Source organism: Synechococcus sp. R6-5 (assembly GCF_047461775.1).
Classification (GTDB): Bacteria; Cyanobacteriota; Cyanobacteriia; order Thermostichales; family Thermostichaceae; genus Thermostichus.
The window spans coordinates 1-2,153 of sequence record NZ_JANSHV010000357.1 but is presented as its reverse complement, the minus strand read 5'-3'; the positions used below and the strand labels follow the sequence as shown (position 1 = coordinate 2,153).

The following is a 2,153-nucleotide window of genomic DNA, read 5'->3' as shown; positions in this document are numbered from 1 at the left end:
GACTCCGTCCCGCTGGCGCGATCAGCACTCGCAGCGGCGGCTGTTTGTGTGGTTTGAGTACATCCTCTCGGACGAACAGCAAGAACGGGTGGACGAATATCAAAACCAGCTGGAAGCCTTTTGGGCCAACCCAGAAGCGGGGGTGATCGGTTTTGACTACGCCACCCGCCAACATGGGATCCGACACGTTCTCACTTACCCAGTCTGTTTGTTCTATGCCCGCCGCGCCAAGTATCTGGCAGCCTTTGGCCAGCTCCCCACCCCCGAGGGATCCCTGGGCTGGCACAATTTTCGGCTGGATCGGATCCAGTCTAAGCGCCTGGCGGTGATTCCCTGGGACGCTCCTTCCATTCCGCCAGAGCTGGCAACCCGCAAACGGCAGAGGAAGCTGCCCAGCCCAGAGGAAGTCCAAGCAGCATGGGAAGAGGCCTGGGGATCCGATTTTTACCTGCCCAAGGCATTGTTGATCCTTCGATTTTCCCCGGAGTTTGCCCGTCGCTATGTGGAAAGCACAGTGCGACATCCCACCTTCCAGCCCATTGCCTACAAGCGGATCCCGGCTTTGGTGCAGCAGGCAGTGGCGGATGCGCGGGAGCGCGAACAGATTTTGAACATTGTCCGGCAAAGACCGGCCAGCGACCGGTACTTCCGCGCCTGGGTACGGGTGGGAGATACCAATTTCACCATGCGCCTGCGGGATTGGCGGCCCAACGGCGAGGTCATCGCTCCCCTGGCCTACCGGGAACAGATGGCTCGGGAAGCCCAGGCAGAGCTGCAGTTTTATCGCCCCGACCTGAAGCTTTCTTGACCTTCCTGCCCATGACCACCCTCTACCTAACCGAGCCGGGGACTGTGGTTCACTGCCAAAACCAAACCCTGCTCATTCGCCGCCGTGGTCAAGAGCAGCTTTGCCGCCTTGCGGAGGTGGAGCTGGTGGTGGTGTTGCCCGGGATCCAATTGACCAGCGCAGCTTTGGCCCAACTGCTGGATCGAGGCATCGAAACCATTTTTTTGCGTGCGGATGGCGGTTTTCGCGGTCGCCTGCAGGGATCCTTCTCCACCAACTCTGAGATCCGTCTGGCCCAGTATCAGCGGGCCTACTCCCCCTGGGGGCTGAGGTGGGCCAAGGTGATTGTGCGCGGCAAGATTCGCAACCAACGGGCAATTCTACAACTGCACAACCGGGCTACCCGCGGCCAAATTGCCCCCTTACAGGAGGGTATTGATGTTATCGCCGCCTACCTGCAACAGTTGGATCGCTCCACCACTCCTCCGGATCGAGAAGCGCTGATGGGCCTGGAGGGCATTTGCGCCCGCACCTACTACCAATCCCTGCAACATTGCTTTCTGCCTGAGTGGAACTTCACTGGCCGCAACCGACAGCCGCCGCTCGACCCGATCAACGCTCTGCTCAGTTGGGGCTACGGGGTGCTGCTGGCCCGCGTGTTCTCCGCAGTGGTGATGGCCGGGTTGGATCCCTATCTCGGCTTTTTCCACGCCAACTTGCCCTACCGCCCCAACCTGGTGCTGGACATGATGGAGGAGTTTCGACCCTTGGTGGTGGATTGGGCTGTGCTCCAGCTTGTCAAGGCTGGCCTGCTCACGCCGGAAGACTTTGAGCCGTCGCCGGATGGGACAGGCATATGGCTGGGATCCCTGGCCAAAAAACTGTTTTTGGGAGAGCTGGAACGCCGCTTCCGCGAGCCATTGCTCTATCCTCCCCAATCTCGCCGCCTGCCCCTCAGTCAAATTGTGCTGGAGCAAGCCCGCCGGCTGAGCCGTTGCCTGGTGAGCGGTGACCTAGACTATGAGCCCATAGAGCTGCGCTGATGCTGTGGTTGGTTTGCTACGACGTGGTGGACGATAAGCGGCGACAACAGTTGGCCAAGCAGTTGGAACAGTGTTGCCAGCGGGTGCAATACTCCGTGTTCGAATGCCCACTGGACACTGCAGAGTTGGAAAACAAGCTGGAACAGTCGTGGTTGCCCCTGCTGAATCTCAAGGAAGACAGTCTGCGGGCCTACCCTTTGGATGCCGCGGCCAAGAAGCAGGCCAAAGTCTTCGGGGGGCCTCCCCCCTATGAGCCGCCGGACTACCTGATCTTCTGAGGCTCTTCACCGGGCCGAAATTGTAAAGTTTTGTGCGCGATCTGT

Annotated in this window: 3 protein-coding genes; all 3 read left to right on the top strand. The window is 59.8% G+C overall.

Translation table 11 applies throughout. The annotated features are described in order from the left end of the window. The coding region (locus NW818_RS13705) for a TIGR03985 family CRISPR-associated protein (protein WP_414424868.1) at positions 1-808 on the top strand (808 nt) is incomplete at its 5' end. Beyond that, on the top strand, positions 805-1,830 hold the full coding sequence (cas1, locus tag NW818_RS13700) for a CRISPR-associated endonuclease Cas1 (protein ID WP_414424867.1): 1,026 nt from the start codon (positions 805-807) through the stop codon (positions 1,828-1,830). The genes NW818_RS13705 and cas1, both read left to right, overlap by 4 nt. Further along, entirely contained in the window at positions 1,830-2,108 is a 279-nt protein-coding gene (gene cas2 / locus NW818_RS13695) for a CRISPR-associated endonuclease Cas2 (RefSeq protein WP_414331218.1), read from the top strand. The genes cas1 and cas2 overlap by 1 nt, the downstream gene beginning before the upstream one ends. Positions 2,109-2,153: the final 45 nt, after the last annotated feature.

Excerpts from the sequence above, each read along its gene's own strand:
- cas2 (WP_414331218.1), top strand. The coding sequence starts at position 1,830 with ATGCTGTGGTTGGTTTGCTACGACGTGGTGGACGATAAGCGGCGACAA.